The 21,778-nt window shown below is 64.4% G+C and carries 12 protein-coding genes; 4 read left to right on the forward strand and 8 right to left on the reverse strand.

Translation table 11 applies throughout. From position 1 onward, the window contains the following. Positions 1–52: 52 nt before the first annotated feature. Both ACP69S_RS15250 and ACP69S_RS15255 read right to left on the reverse strand, forming a co-directional pair. Entirely contained in the window at positions 53–940 is an 888-nt protein-coding gene (locus ACP69S_RS15250; RefSeq protein ID WP_425998606.1) for a TauD/TfdA dioxygenase family protein, read from the reverse strand. 127 nt (positions 941–1,067) lie between these two features. Next, on the reverse strand, positions 1,068–2,312 hold the full coding sequence (locus ACP69S_RS15255; RefSeq protein ID WP_425998608.1) for a pentapeptide repeat-containing protein: 1,245 nt from the start codon (positions 2,310–2,312) through the stop codon (positions 1,068–1,070). A gap of 146 nt (positions 2,313–2,458) precedes the next feature. Between ACP69S_RS15255 and ACP69S_RS15260 the strand changes: the two genes are divergently transcribed. Then, positions 2,459–3,061, forward strand: a complete 603-nt coding sequence (locus ACP69S_RS15260) for a helix-turn-helix domain-containing protein (protein WP_425998610.1) — start codon at positions 2,459–2,461, stop codon at positions 3,059–3,061. On the opposite strand, the gene ACP69S_RS15265 is transcribed toward ACP69S_RS15260, so the two are convergent. The 3 genes from ACP69S_RS15265 to ACP69S_RS15275 form a co-directional block, all read right to left on the reverse strand. Further along, on the reverse strand, positions 3,058–5,499 hold the full coding sequence (locus ACP69S_RS15265) for a zinc-dependent metalloprotease (RefSeq protein WP_425998612.1): 2,442 nt from the start codon (positions 5,497–5,499) through the stop codon (positions 3,058–3,060). The two genes, ACP69S_RS15260 and ACP69S_RS15265, sit on opposite strands and share 4 nt — an antisense overlap. A 157-nt stretch (positions 5,500–5,656) precedes the next feature. Beyond that, positions 5,657–6,190 carry a hypothetical protein gene (locus ACP69S_RS15270; protein WP_425998613.1) on the reverse strand — a complete coding sequence of 178 codons (534 nt, stop codon included), beginning with the start codon at positions 6,188–6,190 and terminating at the stop codon, positions 5,657–5,659. A 69-nt stretch (positions 6,191–6,259) separates the two neighbouring features. Continuing rightward, positions 6,260–6,994, reverse strand: a complete 735-nt coding sequence (locus tag ACP69S_RS15275) for a 2OG-Fe(II) oxygenase family protein (protein ID WP_425998615.1) — start codon at positions 6,992–6,994, stop codon at positions 6,260–6,262. Between the two features lie 599 nt (positions 6,995–7,593). Here ACP69S_RS15275 and ACP69S_RS15280 point away from each other — a divergent pair. After that, entirely contained in the window at positions 7,594–10,533 is a 2,940-nt protein-coding gene (locus tag ACP69S_RS15280; RefSeq protein ID WP_425998617.1) for a TonB-dependent receptor domain-containing protein, read from the forward strand. 136 nt (positions 10,534–10,669) lie between these two features. Then, on the forward strand, positions 10,670–13,486 hold the full coding sequence (locus tag ACP69S_RS15285; RefSeq protein WP_425998686.1) for a M14 family metallopeptidase: 2,817 nt from the start codon (positions 10,670–10,672) through the stop codon (positions 13,484–13,486). Positions 13,487–13,531: 45 nt separating this feature from the next. Here the strand turns inward: ACP69S_RS15285 and ACP69S_RS15290 are convergent, their stop codons facing one another. From ACP69S_RS15290 to ACP69S_RS15300, 3 genes are all read right to left on the reverse strand, one after another. Then, a complete protein-coding gene (locus tag ACP69S_RS15290; protein WP_425998619.1) occupies positions 13,532–15,064 on the reverse strand; it encodes a tryptophan halogenase family protein in 1,533 nt (510 codons plus the stop codon). Between the two features lie 156 nt (positions 15,065–15,220). After that, a complete protein-coding gene (locus tag ACP69S_RS15295; RefSeq protein ID WP_425998621.1) occupies positions 15,221–16,798 on the reverse strand; it encodes a tryptophan halogenase family protein in 1,578 nt (525 codons plus the stop codon). Between the two features lie 140 nt (positions 16,799–16,938). Further along, a complete protein-coding gene (locus ACP69S_RS15300; RefSeq protein ID WP_425998623.1) occupies positions 16,939–20,052 on the reverse strand; it encodes a TonB-dependent receptor in 3,114 nt (1,037 codons plus the stop codon). Positions 20,053–20,734: 682 nt separating this feature from the next. Here ACP69S_RS15300 and ACP69S_RS15305 point away from each other — a divergent pair. Next, the gene (locus ACP69S_RS15305) at positions 20,735–21,775 is read left to right on the forward strand and encodes a LacI family DNA-binding transcriptional regulator (RefSeq protein ID WP_425998625.1); all 1,041 of its coding nucleotides are present in this window, start codon (positions 20,735–20,737) and stop codon (positions 21,773–21,775) included. The last annotated feature ends 3 nt before the right edge of the window (positions 21,776–21,778 follow it).

Genomic DNA, 21,778 nt, shown 5'->3' on the forward strand with positions numbered 1-21,778 from the left:
TTTAGAGCCCTTTTCGCCCGCCCTTGATGAAGGCATTAGGTCGGAAAGGGCTCTAGTAGGGAGCGTCGCCCATGATGGTGACCCGCTCGACAATGCGTTCCAGCGGCCAGTAGTCCAGGGTGGCGTAATGCTGCGTGGCGCGGTTGTCCCAGAAGACAATGGCGTTCGGCGTCCAGCGGAAGCGCACCTGATATTCCGGCGTCTTCACACGATCCAGAAGATCGGCCAGCAGGGTCTTGGCCTCGTCCTCGGGCAGGCCGAGGATGCGGGTGGTGAAGACCTTGTTGACGAACAGGTGCTTGTCGCCAGTCTCCGGGTGGGTGCGGATCACCGGGTGAACCATCAGTGGATAGGCGGCGCGCAGTTCGTCGCGCTTGGCCTGGTCGACGCGATAGCCATAGCTCTGGATGATGTCGTGCTCGGCCGTCAGGCTCGCCAATTTATCTTTCAGCGCCTGAGGAAGGTCACGATAGATGGCGGCGGTGTCGGCGAACAGGGTGTCGCCGCCCAGCGGGGGCATATCGCGCATCCGCAGCACCCCGCCCATCGAGGGCGCCGCACGGAAGGTGACGTCGGTGTGCCACTTGTTGGCCACACGGACCAGCGGCACGATCTCCTCGCGCAGCTTCATGCCGTCGGCGGCCTCTATGTGCAGAATCTCCGGAAAGCCCGGCACATGGCTGGTGACCGGATGGCCTTCGAGGTCGCCGAAATACTTGCCGAAGCGGACGTGGTCTTCGTGACTGATGTCCTGGTCGCGGAAGAACACCACCTTGTGGCGCAGCAGGGCCGCGCGGATGGCCGCAACGACCTCGTTCGTCAGGGGCTGGCGCAGATCCAGACCCGAGATCTCGGCTCCGAGCACCGTGCTTACGGGAGTGACGGTCAGGCCAGCATAGTCCGGCGCATCAGCCGCTGAAATCGGCGCGTGGGCGTTCATGACGTTCCTCCCGTTAGACCGGTATGGGCGCCGTCCGCCTGCGCGAGCAGCTTTCCATAGCCCCTACCCTACGCGCGAGTTTCTCGGGCTCAACGAGTTTTTCTCCAAGGCCCACGGCGCCGCCCGATCACATGTCCAGCATGAACGCGCCGTCGTCGTCCGCATCGTCCATCATGGCCTGGACCGCCGAGCGCCTGGCGCCGTGCAGGTCGGCCTCAGACAAATTCGTATCGCCCAGTTCGGCTCCGCGAAGATCGGCGTAGCGCAGGCTGGCCTCGGTCAGGTCCGTGGGCTTCTCACGGTCGATCTTGAACGGCAGCGCGCTCAGCAAAGTCCGGCGCAGATCGGCCTGTTTGAGGTTCGCCCCAGACAGGCTGGCGCCGCGCAGGTCGGCTTCGCGCAGAATGGCGCCGCGCAGATCCGCGCCATCCAGCAGCGCGCCCTGCAGCGAAATCCGGCGGAGGTCCATACCGGCCAGGCAGGCGTTTTTGGCGCTCACGGCCGTCAGAAAGGCGCCGGCCATGTCGGCGATGGGTCGCAGGTCCTCGCCATCCAGCACGGCGGGCTCGCCCGACTTGCCGCCGCTGATCACCCATTCGCGATGCGCCGCCAGCTTGACGACGAGGAGCGCCGCCCGTTCGCCAGCCTCGGCCTGAGGGTCGCACAGGCAGCGGTCGAGGACGGCTCCCATCATCCTGGCCCGGGTCAGATCGACTCGCGTCACCACCGCGTCGCTGAAGTCGGCGCTCTCCAGATTGGCCCCGCGCACATCGACATTGTCGATCACCGCTCCGCGCAGGCTGGCGTTCTTGAGGTTGGCGCCGACCAGCCTGGCACCGCGCATCGAGCATTCGGAAAAGTCCGCCGCGGTCGCCGACACGTCGTCCAGCCGGGACTTGTCGAGCACAGCGCCCGAGACATTGGCCCCATCCAGCTGACCGGCCGAGACCTTGTGGCGGATGACGGCGAATTTGGTGTCCCCGTCGGAAATAGCGATACGGCCGGCCCGCAGGTCGGCTTGGGTGAGGTCGGCGTGCGAGAGATTGGCCCCCTTCAACCGCGCGCCGCGCAAGTCGGCGCGCACCAGCGAGGCGCCGATGAAGCTGCTGGCCTGAAGGTCGGCGCCGAACAGGCAGGCCCGGGCCAGGCGCGCATGGTCGAACCTGCAACTGGTCAGGGCCGAGCCGGTCAGGTCGGCGTCAGCCAGATCTCGCCCGCAAAGATCGACGCCTTCCAGAATGGCGAACCGCAACACCAGCCGCTTGCCGCCGGGCCGGCGCGCGACAAACCGCTCGTGCGCGGCGACCAGCAGGTCGGCTTCGCGCTGGTGGATGCGGATGCGTTCTGGCGTTTGCGACCGCTTCAATGGCACGTCGTGGAGCTCCGCGACCAGCGACTGCCGGCTCGTCCGAACCCTATATTTAAGCCTAAAGCGTTTATTTTCAGTCGATCTCACGACTGCGCGCATTACGACGAATCAACTGGCGTCCCGCCGGCCCAAGCGGGAAACATAGCGTCATGATTCTCGCTGCAGAAAATGAGCCCCAGAAGAAGCGCCGTCCGCCCATCGGGGCGCGCATCAAGTCGCGTCGCAAGGCGCTGGGCCTGACCCTGCAGGAACTGGCCGACCGATCCGGCCTCTCCAAGCCCTTTCTGTCCCAGGTCGAGCGCGATCTGACCACGCCGTCGCTTATGTCGATGCTGGGCCTGGCCAAGGGGCTGCAAGTCGAGATCTCCTATTTCATGGAGATCCCCCAGGCCCGGGACATGGTGCGACGCGCCGACGCGCCGGCGGAGATCGCCGTGGACTCTCCGGTGACCTATTTCGACCTCGCCTCAGCCCTGCCCGATCGCAAGCTGGACGCGGTCCTGATGCGCATTCCGCCCGGCCACTGCTTTCCCGTCGACACCCGCAATGGCGAGCACTTCCGCTATGTGCTGGAAGGCGAGCTCTATGCCCGGGCCGGCGACATTCACACCGTGCTCAAGGCCGGCGACAGCATGCACTTCGACGCCCGCGCGCCGCACACGGTGGAGAACCGCACCGACCGGGAAGCGATATTGCTTTATGTCGGCACGCCCAGCGTCCTTCAGCGGGGCGCGCCGGCCGAGCCCGCCTAGTCGATATCGCCGATGGGCATGCCGGGCGGCGTTTCGGGCTTCAGCTTGGTCTCGCCCAACACCCGGGTCAGTTCATCGCCGTCTTTCAGCAGGGCGGCCAGACGCAGGTTGAGCGCGCGGTCGGATGCATCGCCGCCCGGCGCGGCCTTCAGGCGGGCGGCCAGGTCCGACAGTTTCTGATCGATCTCCGACGCGGCCTGGGGCGAGCGCTTCACGTCGCGCGCGGCGGCGGCCAGGTTCAGCACCGTGCGCCAGCGCACGCGGCGGGCAATTTCGGCCTGACGCCCGGAGGCTGGCGCAAAGACCGTCACCAGCAGCGTATCGACCACCTCGCCCACACTTGGCTGGGCCGGATCACGGCGATGCTGATCGACCAGCCGGGCCAGGCGGTCCGGCGCGAGCAGCGGGTCGAGGGTCACGCCCGCAGCCACATCGGCAGCCACCAACGGATCGAAGACGGGGCCGCCCATGCCCGCGAACACCTCAATCACGTGCTGGCGGTCGGCCTCGCCCGACTGTCCGCCCGACAGCAAGGGCAGCAGCTTTTCGGGCGTGTCCAGCTCGGCCGGCGCCAGGGTCGCCATCAGGGCCGCCAGCGCCGCGCGTTGCCGGTCGGGCGCGACCAGCAGCGCGACCTGACCCGCGTCGCCCTTGACCGCATAGGTGAACTCGACGCCCGCCACCTGCTTGACCGTGGCCTCGACCTGGTAGCGATGCAGCAGATAGACCGGCACATATTTGCGCTTGAGGGTCTCGACCGTCTCGCCGGTCTTCAGGGCGCCGAGGCCGAACTGGTCGATGGCGACCCGCCGCACGGCGATCATCCGCCGGAGCTCGGCGACCGAGTCCGCGCCGTCGTCCCACAGCCCGCCCCACGGCTGGCCGGAATTTGCGCCCCGCGCGTCGCCGTCGGTGATGTAGCGCAGCTTGGTAGCCGCCGCCTTGGCCGCCAGGGTCGCCTTCGGCGCCTCGCCATACAGCCAGTCGACCGTGAACATGTCCCACGCGCCGACGCCCACGCCGTAGGCGTCGGAGAGATCGATCTTGCCTTCCGTCACCTTCACTCGGGGGGCGGGGTAATCCATCACAGAGGCGCGATCCTGGGTCGAGGCGGCGAAGTTGTGCGCGAAGCCCAGCGAGTGGCCGACCTCGTGCGCCGACAGTTGCCGCAGCCGGGCCAGCGAGACCAGGATCGGATCGTTGGGACCGCCCTTGCCGTTCTGGTCGGCGCCGACCAGACCTTCGAAGATCAGCATGTCCTGACGCACGCGCAGCGCGCCCAGGATCACCGAGCCCTTGAGGATCTCGCCCGTGCGCGGATCGGAAACCGACTGGCCCATCGACCAGCCCCGCGTGGCGCGATCGACCCAGTTGATGACGCTGTAGCGCACGTCCAACGGATCGATACCCTCGGGCAGAACCTCGACACGGTAGGCGTCCTTGAAGCCTGCCGCCTCGAAAGCCTTGGCCCACCAAGCCGCGCCCTCGACCAAGGCGGTGCGGATCGGCTCGGGCGCGGCGCGATCGACATAGAAGACGATGGGCTTCTTGACCGCCGAGACCGCCGCCGTCGGATCGGTCTTTTCCAACCGGAACCGGCGCGCCCAGCGGCCGACTATGTCGTCGCCCAGCGGCACCGCATAGTCGAGACCGACGACGCCCCAGGTCCCGGCGCGCGGATCGAAGGCGCGCGGGACAAAGCCCGGCTCGGGCAGCTTCACCAGCGAGTGACGGACGATCAGGGTGATCTGCTTGGCGTCCGGCGCAATGTTGCGGGTCTCGGGACCGGGCGTATCCGAGGCGAAGGTCTGGCGGGCCTCGAACTCGATATTCTCGGGGAACACCTTCACGGCCGACGGATCGGCGATGGAAAGGTCGGAGACCAGCTTGAAGCCGTTTTCGCCGGCCGACTTCAGGGCGTCCGCCGCGCCGATCACGTCGCGTATGAGGAAGCTCCCGATATCGACCAGGATGCGGCCGTCCGGCGTCTCCGCAACCACCTCCCCTGCCCATACCGTCGAGACGGCGAAGGATTCGCGGGCGGCGATCTGTTCGGCGATGGGGGCCCCGACGGCGGTGAACTTGGGGTTCTCGTACTCGGCGATCACCTTCTTGCCGATGCGGCGGAAGACCAGAACCTGGGTGTCGGCCAGAGCGGCGCGGTCCAGACCCACCGGGGCCGAGCCCAGACCGGTCTTCAGCGCCGCCACATAGAGGAACCGGCCGCTGACGCCATCGGCGTCAGCCTTGGGAAGAGACAGCAGGATGCGACCCTTGGTCTTGTCGACATGGACGGGCAGCAAGCCGTCCTGACGGGTCGTGCCAACCAGGGCTGCTTCGGACGCTGGAGCCTTGTCCTTGGGCGCGGCCAGAACGGGCGCTGCGGCGGACAGAAGCAGAGCCGCCGCTAGCGCGGCGCGACTGATGGATCCAAGCATGTGAGACGCCCCCAACGAACTGGCCGGTCGCGCGGGCGACGCCCGCGCCATCTCTCGGCGGCCGCGACCTTTTCATCGGCCTTGGCTGAACGCCATAGCTTCGCGCGGATTTTTTTACGGCCGTTCCCGGACTTCGCCAGTTGTCGAGGCGGACGGCCTATTGGGTGTCGGCCCGACGCGCCCGCATCGCGCGCTGACCGTCAACGTTCATGAAATAGCTGCCAATCGACGCCTTGCGGATCTCGACCTTGGAGCCCTTCTTCGGATCCTTGGACAACGACTGGTCGTCGACCTGCTTCCAGACCGCGCCGTCGGCCAGCACAACCGTCCAGCGGCCGTCGCCGCCCCGGCGAGCACTGGCGACTTCGCCGATCACCCGATCGACCTCGGTCTTCACTTCGCTGCGGTCGAGGATCGACAGGGCCGACAGATCCAGGCCAAACGCCTGACGGCGCGCGGCGCGGGCTTCCTGGCGGTCGACGATGATCACCTCGCCGGTCTTTTCAGCTTTGTTCACCTGACCGACCGCCGCGTCGTAGCAGGCCAGCCGCTCGGCGTCGGTGGTGATGGCGCGGCAGTCGAAGAGGGCCTTCAACACCGCAGGCGTAGCCGACTTGGGCGCATCGGCAGCCGTTGCCGCCAGCGGAACGGCCAAGGCCGCAACCAAGGCGAGATTGAACCAGGTTTTCATACGACCCCACGATTTGAACTGCTGCATTGGAAGCGCAGGCGAGGCGCCCCGCAAGAGGGCGTCTGCCTTTCAGGCCGTCGCCGCTGGTTCGCGCACCAGCCAGCCGGTCAGGGACAGGCGCTTTGCGGCGGCGTAGGACGCCACCTGCGCCACTGAATGGGCGCGGGGCACCCGGAACAGGGTCAGCAGGTTGAAGCCCGGAGTGAAACCGCGCTCGATCTGGCCGTCCGTGTCATGGAACAGCAATTGCCCGCCCCAGTCGGGCCGCCAGTCGCGCGTAAAGGCCAGGGTGAAGGCGGCCAGGCGATCGTCGCGCTTGTGGCTGTCGTCATGCAGGGTCAAGAAGTCGCCGGGCCGATAGTTGGACGCCTGGACGCGGACGCCATCGACCTGGTCGCCGCCGATCACCGCCTGGCCGAAGTCCAGGAAGGCCCGGCTCTGCAGGAACTCGGTTGCCCGATGAATGGGCGCGGTGGGATCGCGGCCGTATTCGTCTTGCAGCGGGTAGGACAGGTGGATGAAGGAAAACCCCTTCGAGGCGCGCTTCAACGCCCCCTGAAGAAACTGCCGCACCTGGGCCTCGCCAAACTTCTGGATGACCTGTGGACTGATCACCAGGGTGTCGGAGGTTTCGTCCGGCGCCACGACGTTCCAGGTCAGGCCGGCCATGATCCCGGCGATCCCCTCCGCATCGACTGGGTCGAGGAACACCGGGATCTGAACTATTCCATCCCGCTGATAGACCGCCGCGAATGGCGCGGGATCGAGCGCCGGGTTGATCCGGACCCCGGGGGAAATCGTCATGGAATGGACCGGCACAGCGGATCTCCGGCGCCGAAGCGGGCCTCACGCCCGTTTCGTAACAGATCGCCCTTCGGCGGTTCAACCCGGGACCGGAACGAGGGGAGATCAAAAAGTTTGATCCATCAAACTTAGCAACGATGAGAACAGCGCTATTGAGCCTGTTCAAATGGGCCGCAAATCGAAGTTAGCCGAAATCCCCTCTCAGCAACCAGCTCCATTCCTGACGCAAAGATTAATGAATTTTTACAAACTCATGAAGCCTTCGACATGAAACACGCGTTCGATTCCTCGAAAGGTGTCGAAATATGGGCGGCTTTTCAGTGTTACAAAGGTGTAATATTATACAATAGCAACAAGTATACTATTCCCCTTTTTCCGATCATTCCGGTAGAAAATCAGGCAGGACGCCCATTCGCAGCAATCGCATGCGTCACTTTTGCTACACAGCCGGCCAATTGTTGCCGGAGGCCTCTCGGAAACATTGACCCCAGTTCATCAGCCGTCACTCTCGCAACCAATTCGCGTCGGCAACGGCGCGGGTTGGGGGCGTTACGACTTGGATCAAGCCGAGACGGCGCAAAAAATATGTTGGAGGTTTGATGTTTAACCGTTTGTCCACCCGGAAGCGCCTGCTGGCGTCCACCGTGCTCTGCGGCGCGATCGCACCGCTCGCCATGGCAATGCCCGCTTTCGCGCAGACCGCGCCCGCCGCTGAAGAAGTCGCGCAGGTCGAAGAAATCGTCGTCACCGGTTCGCGCATCGCGCGTCCTGACCTGATTTCATCCAGCCCCGTCGCGACGGTCGGTGAAAAGGAGCTCGAGCAATCAGGCGTCGTCAACACCGAGAACCTGCTCAACACCCTGCCGCAGGCCGTGCCCGGCATCACCTCGACGGTTAACAACGGCAACAACGGCACCGCCACGGTCAACCTGCGTGGCCTGGGCTCGAACCGCACCCTGGTGCTGGTGGACGGCAAGCGCCAGACCCCGACCACCTCGACCGGCAGCGTCGACCTCAACCTGATCCCGCCGGCGCTGATCAAGCGCATCGAAGTGGTGTCGGGCGGCGGCTCGGCCGTTTATGGCTCTGACGCCGTGGCCGGCGTCGTCAACTTCATCCTGAAGACCGACTTCGAAGGCATGGAAGTCTCGGCCGGGTATCAGGCCACAGATGACGGCGAAGCCCCCATCTATTCAGGCGACGTGACCTTCGGCGCCAACTTCGCCGATCGCAAGGGCAATGTCGTCCTGAGCCTCGGCTACAATAAACGCGAAGCCCTGACCCAGGGCGTGCGCGGCGGCATGCTAGGCCGCGCCTGGGGCGATAATGCCACGCGCACCGGGCTGGTGCCTTCGGGTTCTGGCTCGATCGAGCCAGGCCGTGTCGACCCATTCGTGGCTGGCCGGTTCATCACCCTGCCGGGCGTCGCCAACCTCGCCGCCAATTCGGGCTTCTTCCTGAATGATGGCGGCATCCGCCTCTATAATTCGGCGAATGACACCTACAACTTCGCCCCGGTCAACTATGTCCAGACCCCGCAAGAGCGTTTCTCGGTCACCTCGCTGGCCAGCTACGAAATCAAGCCGGGCCTGACCGCCTATGCCAGGGGCAACTTCGTCAGCAGCCGGGTTACGACCCAGCTGGCCCCGACGCCCGTCGGCAACCGGATCTTCCGCTTCAGCCTCGACAACAACCCCTTCCTGACCGCTGCGGCCAAGACCGCACTGAACAGCCTGGGTTCGAGCGCGGCCTATTCGGTTCCGGCCAGCAGCCCCTGGGCTACCGGCACCTATACGGATATCGACAGCGACGGGGACGGCCTGTTCGAGACCGTGACCGGCGTGTTCAACAAGCGCCTCAGCGATGTTGGCCCGCGCGTCTCGTCCTTCAACTTCACCGGCTTCCAAGTCCAGCTGGGCTTGAAGGGTGATATCGAAGCCATCAACGGCGGCTTTGACTCCTACTTCCAGTACGGCAACACCGCCGGCAGCAATTCGCTGCTGGGCGACACCAGCCTGGTCCGTATCCAGCAGGGCCTTCTGCTGAACGCCGCAGGCACCGGCTGCGCCGATCCGTCGGGTGGCTGCGTTCCGGTCAATATCTTCGGTCAGGGCACGATGTCTGCGGCTGCGGTCAACTTCATCAAGACCCGCATCAACTCGTCGCAAGACTACGAGCAGTTGTACGCCGGCTTCACCTTCAGCGGTGACACGGCCAACATGTTCTCGCTGCCCGCCGGCGCTATCGGCTTCGCCGTCGGCGGCGAATACCGCGCTGAAGACTTCGCCTTCAACCCCAGCCAGGATCTGGCCACGGGTAACCTGACGGGCTTCAACGCCAGCCCGGCCGTCAGCGGTCGCTTCGACGTCTACGAAGCCTATGCCGAACTGTTGGTTCCCCTGTTGAAGGACCTGCCGTTCATCCAGTCCTTGGACCTGGAACTGGCCGGCCGCGTGTCGGACTACACCACCCAGCCTTCGCCGGTTGAGACCTATAAGGTGGCCGGCACCTGGAAGCCCTTCGACGACCTGCTGCTGCGCGCCTCATACAACAAGGCGATCCGCGCACCGTCGGTCGGCGAACTGTACGCTCCGCAAAGCAACGGTTTCCCGACCTCGACGGACAACTGCTCGGCTCGCGCCGCGCCGAACGCCGCCACGCGTCAGGCCTGTATCAACTCGGGTGTCTCGGCCAGCGCAGTCGGCGTGATCAACGCCAACCAGCAGACCCAGACCCTCACAGGTGGTAACCCGAACCTGGCGCCGGAAGAAGGCAAGACCATTACCTATGGTTTCGCCTACACGCCGTCATGGCTGCCGAACTTCTCGATCACGGGTGACTACTTCTCGATCGAAATCACCGACGCCATCGCCAGCTTCGGCGGTAGCGCCTCGAACGTCATGAACGTCTGCTACGGCGCACTCGTGAACGGCAACCCGAGCTCGCCCTACTGCCAAGCCATCAACCGCCTCGCCAACGGCTCGATCGACTTCATCTCGCTGACCAACCAAAACGTCGCGACGGTGAAGACCGAGGGCTTCGATGTCGGCGTCACCTATCGCACCACCCTGGAAGACCTCGGTCTGCCAGATTGGGGCTCGCTGTCGATCCGCTCGCTCTATACCAACACTTGGGAAAGCACGACGACGCCGGACGAAATCTCGACGCCGATCAAGTGCGCTGACAAGTTCGGCACCCGTTGCGGCAATCCGACCCCGCGCCACAAGCTGCGGACGGCCGCAAACTGGAAGATGAACCAGTTCGGCCTGAACCTGGTCTGGAACCACCTGGACGACGTCAATGACGACGCCCCGGCGACCCGTTACACGGTCGAACGTATCGGCGCCAAGAACTACTGGGATCTGTCGGCTGACTGGGAAGTCAGCGACAACGTCGCCTTCACCGGCGGCGTCAAGAACCTGACCCAGGAGTCCTATCCGATCCTGGGCGGCAACGCCTCGCCGTCGAACAGCGGCTACCCGGCCACCTACGACGTGCTGGGCCGGACGTTCTTCCTGAACGCACGCCTGCGCTACTAGAAGCTAAACCCCTTCGAGCGTTCGCGCTCGAAGGGGAAGTCGCTGGAGAACGAAGATCAGGCCCGTCTCGGCATTTCCGGGGCGGGCTTTTTCTTGGCGCGAACGGCGGTTTCGCGGCCGCGCTGTGTCAGACATCATGGGGCCGGCGTGTTTCGCCGCCTGTTCTGGATGGGAAGCCTTTTCGATGACCCGACATAAAGTGATGGCCAGCGCGGCTTTGGCGCTGGTGATGGCCGTCAACGGCGCGACGTTCGCCTTTGCCGAGATCACTCCGCCCGCCAAGGCCTTCGCCCAGCCAGTCGGCAGCGACTACTTCCTCGCCGACTACACCGCCTATGAAGCCTATCTCAAGACTCTGGCCGGGCAGTCGGACCGCATGAAGCTGGTCGATATCGGCAAGTCCGAGGAGGGCCGCTCCCAGTGGATGGCGATCGTCTCGTCGCCTGCCAATCTGGCCAAGCTGGACCACTACCAGACCATCGCCCGCCGCATGGCCAAGGCCGAAGGCGTCTCTAGGGACGAGGCCGTCAAGCTGGCCGCCGAGGGCAAGGCTGTCGTCTGGATCGATGCCGGCATGCACGCCAACGAGACCGTGACCTCGCAGGGTCAGATCCAGGTCTTGCACAAGATGCTGACCCAGACCGATCCGGAAACCATGCGTCTGCTGGATGACGTCATCATCCTGTTCGCCCATGACAATCCGGACGGCATGGAGCTGATCTCGGACTGGTATATGCGCAACCCAGACCCGACCAAGCGCGAGTTCAACTCAATCCCGCGCCTGTACCAGAAGTACATCGGCCACGATAACAACCGCGACAGCTTCATGGCGCAGATGGCCGAGACGACCAACGTCAACCGCCAGCTGTTCCGCGAGTGGTTCCCGCAAATCGTCTACAACCAGCACCAGACCGCGCCCAACGGCATGGTGGTGTTCGTGCCGCCGTTCCGCGACCCGGCCAACTATAATTACGACCCGCTGGTCATGACCACCTTGCAGGAGGTGGGCATGGCCATGCACAGCCGTCTGGTGGCCGAGGACAAGCCTGGCTCCAGCGCCCGCAGCGCGGCGCCCTACTCCACCTGGCACAACGGGATGGAGCGCTCGATCGCCTATTTCCACAATTCGGTGGGCCTGCTGACCGAGATCACCGGTGGCCCCACGCCCATGCCGCTCAATCTGGTTCCCGACGCCCAGCTGCCCAGCAACGACCGGCCCATGCCCGCCCCGCCGCAGATGTGGCATCTGCAGCAGACCCTGGACTACCAGTGGAGCCTGAACCGCGCAGTGCTGGACTACGCCTCGCGCAATCGCGAGCGGCTGCTGTTCAACATCTGGAAGATGGGCTCCAACGGCATCGCCAAGGGCAGCCGCGACAGCTGGACGCTGAGCCCCAGCAAGATCGACGCCTTGAAGGACGCCGCCAAGGACAAGCCCTTCGAGGGACGCGGTGGGTCGGTCGATCCCACCCTCTACAAGACTGTGTTGCAGGCTCCCGCCCTGCGCGATCCGCGCGGCTATATCTTGCCCGGCGACCAGGCCGACATGCCCACGGTCGTGGCGTTCCTGAACGCCCTGATCAAGGCAGGTGTCGATGTCGAGCAGGCCGACGAGGCCTTCACCGTGGCGGGCAAGACCTATCCGGCCGGCTCCTATGTGGTGAAGACCGCCCAGGCCTATCGCCCGCACGTCATGGACATGTTCGAGCCGCAGGATCACCCGCACGACACCGAATATCCCGGCGGTCCGCCCAAGGCTCCCTACGATGTCACCGGCTATACCCTGGCTTATCAGATGGGCGTCAAGTTCGACCGCATCCTCGACGGCTTCGAGGCGCCGACCACGCGCGTGCCCGATCTGATCACCGTCAAGCCCGGCCAGATCAGGGTTTTGGGCAACGGCTCGGGCAAGGCCGGCTGGTTGATCAGCCATGAGACCAACAACAGCTTCACCCTGACCAACCGCCTGCTGAAGGCCGGGGCCAGCGTCCAGTGGCTGAGGGACGGCGGCAAGGCCGGCAAGACCAGCTTTGGCCCCGGCGCGATCTGGGTCCCCGCCTCACCCGCCGCCCAAGCCGTGCTGACCGCCAGCGTCAAGGACTTGGGGATCGACGCCCATGCCGTGAGCTCCAAGCCCAACGGCGCGGCCCTGCCCCTCAAGCCCGTGCGGATCGGCCTGATCGACGTCTATGGCGGCTCGATGCCCTCGGGCTGGAACCGCTGGATGTTCGAGAAGTTCGAGGCGCCCTTCCAGGTCGTCTATCCGCAGCGCCTGAACGCCGGCGACCTGAACAAGGACTTCGACGTCCTGGTCTTCGCCGACGGCGTGTTCCCGGCTCCCACCGGCGGACCGTTTCGCGCCGGTCGCGGCGGTCCCCAGCCCAGGGCCGAGGACATCCCCGAGGAGTACCGCGCGTGGCTCGGCCAGGTGACCGACACCAGGACGCTCCCGCAGGTCGCGGCCTTCGCCAAGGCCGGCGGCACGGTGATCGCCATCGGCGGCTCGACCCGCCTGGCCACAGCTCTGGGCGCGCCGGTCGAGGTCGCCACAGCCCGGGTCGAGAATGGCGAGCTCAAGGCCCTACCGACCAAGGAGCTCTACATCCCCGGCTCGGTGCTGCGCGCACGGGTCGATAACCGCCAGCCGCTGGCCTATGGCCTGCCCGATCAGGTGGACGTGTTCTTCGACCGCAGCCCGACCTTTACCCTCAAGTCGGACGCGACGGGAGTGTCGAGGGTCTCGTGGTTCGACAGCGAAGCGCCGCTGCGCAGCGGCTGGGCCGTCGGCCAGGAGAAGCTGAAAGGCTCGACCGCGATCCTCGATATCGATGTGGGCAAGGGCAAGCTGTTCGCCATGGGACCCGAGGTCACCCAGCGAGCCCAGTCCTACGGAACCTTCAAGTTCCTGTTCAACGGTCTGCTCTACGGCCCGGCCATCGCCGCCACCCGCTGACCGTGAAAGGCGACAGACGCATCAAAGCGTCCGTCGCCGCCCGGATCAGGCAGTGCGCTTGAACGGCGCGGCGGGGCAATGCTGGGCCAGGAACTCGCCATGGCTGGGCAGGCCGGCGACCTGGGCTTTCAGGATCGGCGCGGACTGGTCGAGCGTCTGCTGGATCACTGAATAGGGCGCAGCGTCGACCAGCTGCTGATAGCGGTCGGGGCGAATGCCCATGCCTTCCATGATCGACTGCCAGCTGGGCGACCGGAACATGTCGTCGACACCGTCGCGCAGCACCGCGCTGGACTTGAACAGCGCCACCCGCTCGCGAAGGCTCTCCGGCGGTTTGACCTTCTGGTAGTCGCGCCAGAACGCGGTGTCGTCGCGCTGGGTCGTGTAATAGTGCAGCACGATGAAGTCGCGGATCTCTTCATAGTCCATCGCCATGCGCCGATTGTATTCGGCCGCCAGGCCAGGATCGAAATCCTTGTCCGGGAAGTAGCGCAGCAGGAAGTCCATGCCGCGATAGATCAGGTGCAGGGCGGTAGATTCCAACGGCTCGATGAAACCTCCGGCCAGACCGATGGCCACCACATTGTTCCGGAACAAGCGCTTACGCATCCCGGTCTTGAACGGAATGATGTTGGGACCCAACAGCACATCGCCTTCGATCTGAGCCATCAGAGTAGCGGTGGCTTCGTCGTCGCTGATGTACTTGCTGCAGAACACATAGCCATTGCCCGCCCGGTGCTGCAGCGGAATGCGCCAGCGCCAGCCGGCGTCCTGGGCCTGGGCCAGGGTGTAGGGATGCGGGTCCTTGACGTTCTCGGTCTGGGCGACGACGGCGCGGTCGCACATCAGCACGTCCGACCAGTCGAGATATTCCTCGTTCAGGGTCTTGCCGATCAGCAGCGCGCGGAAGCCCGAGCAGTCGATGAAGAGGTCGCCTGAGACCTCGGTCCCGTTCTTCATGATCACCTTCTCGACGAAACCATCAGGATGGGAGACCACGTCGGTGACGATGCCCTCGGTGCGCTTGACGCCCCGGGCTTCGGCGAAGTCGCGCAGGTACTGGGCGACCAGCTTGGCGTCGATATGCAGGGCGTAGCTGGCGCCGCTCAGCAGGGTCTTTTGGGCGCGGAACGGCGGGATGAACTTCCCTTGGTCGGCCATCACCGTGGCCGGGGCGAAGTCCTGCAGGTTCGAAGGATGGCCGTTGGCCTTGGCCCGCAGCCAGCACTGGTAGAATTCGTGCCGCCCGATGGGGCCGCCAATCTGGCCGAAGGGGTGGTAATAGGTCTCGCCCTTGTTGCGCCAGTTCTCGAAGCGGATGGCCAGCTTGAAACTGGCTTGGGTCTTCTGAATGAAATCCTGCTCGTCGATGCCGAGGCTGTGGATCAGTTGCAGGAACGGCGGGATGGTCGACTCGCCCACGCCGATGGTGCCGATCTCTTCGGACTCGATCAGCTCGACCTCGACACCGGTCTTGTGGAAGTAGTGGCTGGCCATGGCCGCGCAGATCCAGCCGGCGCTGCCGCCGCCGACGATCACGACCTTGCGGATCCCGTTCTGATTGGCGTCCGTCGTCATTCTAATCCGGCCTCCCCGGCCTTGATTTTATTCTGTCGCGCCTCCATCGGAGCGTCGCGACCTATAGAAAATCCAACCTAGATCCACTCTCCCCGGCGAAAGCCGGGACCCAGACTCAGCCTGAGCGTTTGAGGGTGTTGCGCCTTCTGCCCCAGCTCATACCCGCATCGCTTCGGGTTCGATCTGGCCCCCGGCTTTCGCCGGGGAGAGCGGAGAAAGGGCCGGCTTGGCGTATTTGTCGAGGAAGTCGCCATGCGTCGGCGCAGCGTCGACCGCCGCCTTCACGGCCTTGCGCATCTCCGCCATGCCCCGGCGCAGCGACTCGACGTCGAGGCCGTCGATGCTGGGATCCCAGGTCCTGGGCAGGATATCGAAGCCCGTATAGATCGCCAGCCAGCTGGCCGGCTGAAACATTTCCCAGCGGTAGCGGATGAAGTGGCCGCGTTCGCGGAACAGTTCGATCTTGTGCTTGAGGGTATCGGGAATTTCCACGGCCTGGCAGTCGCGCCAGAACGCCGTGTCGTCCCGCTGATTGGCCTTGTAGTGCAGGATGATGAAGTCGCGCACGCGCTCCATCTCCAGCCTCGACATGTCGTTGAACTCGTCGATCACGCCCTGATTGAAGGTCCGGTCCGGGAAGAGCTGCTTGATCTTCTCGATGCCGGTTTCAATCAGGGCGATGCTCGTGCTCTCCAGCGGCTCGAGAAATCCCGCCGCCAGGCCCAGGGCGACGCAGTTCTTGTTCCAGGCCTTCAGACGGCGGCCCGGGGTGAAGCGGATCTGACGCGGCTCGTGCAGCAGCGGATCAGGCACGGCGCGCTTCAGCTCGACCATGGCCTCGTCGTCGCTGATGTGGCGGCTCGAATAGACATAGCCGTTGCCATAGCGGTGCTGCAGCGGGATCCGCCAGCGCCAGCCGGCCGTCTGAGCGGTGACGTCGGTATAGGGCGGTGGCTCTCCGCTGCCTTCGCTCTGCACGGCCAGGGCGCGGTCGCACAGCAGCCACTGCGACCAGTCCTCGTAACCGGTCTGCAGAGCCTCCTCGATCAACAGTCCCCGGAAGCCCGAGCAGTCGATGAAGAACTCGCCCGCTACCGTTGAGCCATTGTCGAGATTCACCGAAGCGATGAACCCGTCCTCGGAACGCAGATTGACCTTGGTGATGCGGGCGTCGATCCGGGTGACGCCAGCGGTCTCGGCGACCTGGCGCATCAGCTTGGCGAACAGGCTGGCGTCGAAGTGCAGGGCCCAGTCGAACACCGACATGCTGGACGGCGGATTGCGCGATGGCTGGGTGAACTTGCCGCCCTTGGCCAGCGAAGCGCCGAGGGAATATTCGCCGATCCCGGCTGTCTCGCCCAGAGCCTTGAGCCGCTGCCAGTAGTGATGGAACGGCACGCCCCTCAGATCCTGGCCGAAGAGGCCGAACGGATGGATGAAGGACGATCCGGGCCTTAGCCAGTCGTTGAAGCGGATGCCCAGCTTGCAGGTAGCGCCGGTGGCCCGCATCACGTCCAGGTCGCTCAGGCCCAGGTTCTGGTAGAAATTGCGGATGGTCGGGATCGTCGCCTCGCCCACCCCGATGGTCCCGATCTCGGAACTTTCGATCAGGGTGATGTTCAGGGGCGAGCCCTGGAAGTGACGCTGCAGACTGGCGGCCGCCATCCAGCCAGCCGTTCCGCCGCCAACGATGACGACATTGCGAATGCGGTTGTCTTGCGTGGGCTGGTCCAAAATCGCCCTCCCGAAGCGCTCTCAGATAGATCCGGCTGATCAGAGGCTACTGCCTGGGGCTCGGCTCGGACAGGGCCGCCTCCAAAAAAAGGCCGCCGTGACGAGGGGGTCACGGCGGCCGCAGGAGGTGAGCCTAGAGTTTACCAGCGGGCCCGAAGGCCGACGGTGTAGCGGGGTTCGAATTCGTTCTGGTGATCGTACTGTGTCTTGCCCTTGGCAAACTGCACGTAATAATCCTCGATCTCTCCAGTCACGTTCGAGCCGTTGAAGTAAACGGTGACATTGTCACGCACGTTATAGCTGACATTGACGTCCACATATCCCGTCTTGTCTTGGAAGACGGGGTTCACGCGGTTGCCGCCCGCGCCCATCGTTCCTGACAGGCGTTCAGTGCGATAGTTGTAGGCGACGCGCGCCTGCAGCTTCTCGTCCTGATACCAGCCGACTAGGTTGAACTGGTGTTTGGAGTTGTCAAGGAAGGGCAGTTTTTCGCCAGACAGATCCAGGCGAGACTCTTCGCTAGGCGAGTAGGTGTAGTTGCTGTCGACGCCGAAGTTAGACAGCAACCCGGCATCCGGCAGGATGTCGCTCATCGCCAGCTTTGCGCCAACTTCCAGCCCTTCAACCTCGCCGCCATCGCCTTGGATGGGCAGAGTGACATTGACGGTGCGACGGATCACGCCGTCCTGGTCAGGGAAGCGGCCGGTGGTGTTGCCGCCCGTCACGAAGCTGTCGATTTTCAGCTTGAAGGCCGAGACGTTCAACATCGAAGCGCGGCCGAAATAGTACTCGATCGCGCCGTCGAAGTTCTGCGAGCGCCACGGATCCAGATTCGGGTTACCGTCGGCGTTGGCGCTGGTGACGCAACGCACGTTCGGCAGAACCGCGCCACAGTCGGCGGTGTTGATCTTCAGACCGCCGCCATAGCTGCCCAGGTCGAGAGGCTGCATGGTCTTGGAGTAGGCGGCGCGGATCTTGAAGTGCTCGCCCAGGTCGTAGGTCAGGTTCACCGACGGCAGCCAGTCGGTGTATTTGCGCTTGGTGACGTTGTCGCCCGCGTCGGCATTGGTGTCGCCGTAGTTGCGGGTGTCGCCGGTGAGGTTCTGCTTCACCGTCAGTTCAGTCTCGATGACGCGCAGGCCCACATTGCCCGACAGGCCGCCCATCGCGAAGTTGGCGGCGCCGAAGGCGCTCTGTTCGCTGAGGCTGACGTCATAGGTCTGGCCGGGGACCTGAACGCGGATGGCGCCGCCGAAGACCTTCTTGTGGAAGGCTTCCGCATCGTCGAAGTCGCGCGGGTCGATCGCCCAGAAGCCCGGGATGCCAGCGGTCACGCCACCCAGGTCATCGACCCAGACGGTTTTGTTATAGGTTTCCAGACGGGTCGGCGCATTGACCGTATAGCCTTGGAACACTTGCAGGCCGGTGACCGGATCGGGCACGAATTCGCCCGCCTGGCACTGGTTCTGGTTCATGACGACGTCGATGGCCTTCCACTGAGCCTCGCAGCCGCCGGCCGGAACCGGCGTGCCATTGGCCTGCACCGCGCCGGGCGAGCCGCCGTAGAAGCCCGAGAACAGGTGGAACTGCTCGACCTCGACTGAACGCTTGCTCTGGCGAACACCGGCGTCGATCTTGGTGATGAAGCCCAGGAACTTGTCGTCGAAGGCGTAGTGACCATCGGCGCGGAACACGTTCATGTCCGACTCGACTTCGTTGTTGCCTTCCGACGAGAAGGCCCCGATCGCATAGCTATCCTTGTTGGCCATGTAGTCTTTGAGGGTCTTGCCCGCGCCCAAGCCACCGACCAAGGGCTTGTCGAAGCCAGACCAGACCGCCTTGTCGCCGCTGATGTTGTAGTTCAGCTGCGGGTTGGCGCCGTAGCCCTGGGGGTTCGGATCCAGGTAGCAACCGCCAGCGCTGCCAGCGACGGCGTTAGTACGGCGCGAGGCCGGGAACTTGTCGCAGACCGCCTTGGGATAGAAGGTGCCGCGGGTGCGGTCGGCGCCGTCGCGGAACAGGTTGAAGCGGCCCGGCGCGTAGCGCCAGTTGCTCAGGTCGCCCTGGGCTTGGCCGTTCATGCTCAGGCGTTCGCCATCCGCGCGAATGGCGCGGGTCTCAAAGGTGAAGGGACCGCCATTGTCGTAGTTCAGTTCGAGGTTGTAGTTCTTGGTTTTGGACTTGGTGGTGCGGTTGACCGTGAAGGAATTAATCCACCACGCGTCGATGTTGTACTCATCGACGGCTAGCCAGGGACGGCCGTTCCCGCCTTGGGCCGGGCTGTTAACGCCCGTGGCCTCGGACATCGTCGGGGTCGTCCAGTTACCAAAAGCTCCGCCATCCCAACGGTTGGAGATATTGAGACCGACAGCACGGTTATACTCTTCGAGTTCCGCGTAGAAGCCTTCGGCAATCAGGGTGAAGCCTTCGCCTAGATCGGCCTCGAAGGCGACATTGACGCCGAGGCGATCACGTTCGACGACGCGGTTGAAGCTTTCGAAGCCATGCGGCGAAATGAAGTTGTTCGGGTTGCCGCCGCCCCAATCGTTGTTGCCCGACAGGCCGATGGTGCCCGAAAAGTTGTTGCCCAGGTTCGACTTGCTCTTGGCGGCTGAGACCATCAGGCCGACGCGGTCGTTGCGCCAGTTGAGGACACCGTTGAGCAGGTAGTCGTTTTCCTTGGTGCGCTCGCCGCGCTGGGCTTCGACGCCGCCAGCCAAGGTGAAACCTTCAGGCAGCTGGAAGGGACGGCGGGTCCGCAGGTCGATGGTGCCCGAAATGCCCGACAGAGCGTTCTTCGGATCGGTCGACTTGTAAACCAGCACCTGGTTCATCAGCTGCGAAGGTACGTCCAGCAGGTTCGGTTGGGCCGCGCCCATATTGCCGGCGCTGAGATATTGTTCGCCGTTCAGCAGGGTGATGACTTGGGCCAGACCGCGGATGTTGACCGTGGTGCCCTCGCCGGCGTTGCGCTGGATCTGGATGCCCGAGATACGCTGCAGCGAGTCGGCGATGGTGACGTCGGGCAGCTTGCCGATGTCTTCCGCCGAAATGGCGTCGACGATCGAGGCCTGCGAGCGCTTTACGTCCACCGATTTGATCTGGGATCCGCGAACCCCGGTGACGACCACTTCTTCGACAGTGGTGGCGTCCTGGGCGAATGCGCTGGTGGCCAGAGCCACCTGAGAAGCGCCGGCCAGCAAGGCCACCGCCAGACCGCGCGTCAGCACGGCTTTCCGATGTTGATTAGTCAAATTCCTAGCTCCCCAACTAAACGTTTTTATTTGATTGTTTGCCCCGTCCCCAGGCGCGCCGTCTACGCGACGCGCTCCAGAACCGATCGAGCGCTTTTGAAGCCCGGCGAACCGCCCCCTTTACGGTCGGCTTGTCCGCAATGTCCGTCCTTGACGGCGACCCCCAGCGCCCGGGCTGTCGATTCCGGCCCAACGCCGTTATCGGTTGGCTGCAACATCATCAAATGTCCCGGCCAAGTCAACAAGAATGTCAACGTTGTCATTTCAGCCAGACAAGGCCTGCGACGTCGCGGCCTGCCCCAACCAAAGCCACGGACACCAGCAGAAATCGCCTTCTGATTTGCGCAAAATATGAGTTCTTCGGGGGAAATCGCCGGTTCGCATCCCTTCTCATCGTCTGAGGGCGCTTTCTGTCAGGAGCGCCAAATCCGCCATTCCTCTGCGGCCGCCCTGCCTTCCCTTCGTGAAACAGGTCCGATCCGGGCGCGATTGCATGACCCAAACGCCACCTTCTGTCTGACAAATGTCTCAAAAAATGACATTATTTGACCTGATTTTGTCCTTACACATGACAGACTGGACATCGTGAGCTATGGCTTAGGTGACGCGTCGCCTTGCCCTCGCCACCTTCACCATGGTGGAGTCAGACGAGAGAGAACGCGAAACCGGGTGTAGGAACGTAATGGCGACGATCCACGATGTGGCCGAGCGGGCGGATGTCTCGCCCAAGACGGTCTCTCGCGTGCTCAACGATCACGACAGCGTCAGCACCAAGACGCGCGACCGCGTTCGCGCGGCCATGAAGGAACTGGGCTATCAGCCCAGCGCCGTGGCCCGCAGCCTGCGCTCCCAGACCTCGTCGTCGGTCGGCGTGCTGATGGGTGATCCCAGCGGCGGCTATCACACCAAGATCCACCACGCCCTGCTGCTGGCCTGCGTCGAAACCGGCCGACATCTGACGGTCGATCTGTTCGACGGCCCGGTGGCCGGTTGGCAGGACCGAATCCGGGCCTTCGTCACCGATGGCGGGATCCGTGAGATGGTCCTGTTGCCCCCGGAGTGCGACTTCGGCCCGCTGAAGGCCCTGATGCGCGAGCTCGAGGTACGGTGCGTGCTGATGTCGCCCACCAGCCCCGACCCCTACTTCCCGGCCATCGCCATGGACGACCGCGCCGCCGCTCGCGAGGTGGTCGAGCACCTGTTCGCCCTCGGCCATACCCGCATCGGCCACATCTCGGGCCACCCCGACCACGCCGCCAGCACTCATCGCCGCAACGGGTTCCTTGAGGCCTATGCGGCGCGTGGCCTGCCGCGCCCGGCGCCAGAACTGTTCGCCGACGGCGAGTTCACCTTCAAGACGGGCGTGGAGGCCGCCAAGGCGCTGCTCGACATCAACGAGCCGCCCACCGCCATCTTCGCCGCCAATGACGACATGGCCGCCGCAACCTGCATGGAGGCACAGCGGCGGGGCTTGCGGATCCCCGACGACATCTCTGTGGTCGGTTTCGACGACGCTCCGATCGCCGGCGTGATCTGGCCGACCATGACCACCATCCGCCAGCCCTTCGAACAGATGGCGCTGCGAGCCTTGCAGACCTTCAGCGTTTGGAACGCCAACGACGCCGCCGGCAAGGCCGCCGCGCCGTTCCTGGCCCAGCACAGCCTGATCGTTCGCGAATCGACCGGCCCGGCCCGCGCCGGGCCGCCGAAACGAAAGACCTGAACC

Origin of the sequence: Caulobacter sp. DWR1-3-2b1, assembly GCF_049895765.1 — a bacterium.
GTDB lineage: Bacteria > Pseudomonadota > Alphaproteobacteria > Caulobacterales > Caulobacteraceae > Caulobacter.